The organism is Streptococcus sp. HMSC066F01, assembly GCF_001837335.1.
GTDB classification, from domain to species: domain Bacteria; phylum Bacillota; class Bacilli; order Lactobacillales; family Streptococcaceae; genus Streptococcus; species Streptococcus oralis_S.
Map to the genome: position 1 here is coordinate 1 of NZ_KV832068.1, position 377 is coordinate 377.

Genomic DNA, 377 nt, shown 5'->3' on the forward strand with positions numbered 1-377 from the left:
TGTAGCTTTAGGGGACGAATTAAAACCAACAAGTAAAGAGTTAATTAGAGCTCTTAAAAAGAACAATATTCAACCAATTATGGCGACAGGTGATAATGAAAAAGCGGCTCAAGGCGCGGCAGCAGATTTAGGGATTGAATATAGATCAAATCAATCTCCACAAGACAAATATGAGTTAGTTAAAACACTTAAAGATGAAGGAAAGAAAGTTATCATGGTAGGTGATGGTGTAAATGATGCTCCTTCTCTTGCCCTAGCAGATGTTGGTATAGCTATAGGTGCTGGAACTCAAGTTGCGTTGGATTCAGCTGATGTCATATTGACTCAATCCGATCCAGGAGATATTGGATCATTCATTGAATTAGCACACAAAACAA

At 37.9% G+C, this 377-nt stretch carries 1 protein-coding gene; it reads left to right on the forward strand.

Going from position 1 to position 377, the window contains the following annotated elements; translation table 11 throughout:
* Positions 1-377: HAD-IC family P-type ATPase (locus HMPREF2655_RS00140; protein ID WP_142352097.1), on the forward strand; the 377-nt coding region annotated here is incomplete at both ends.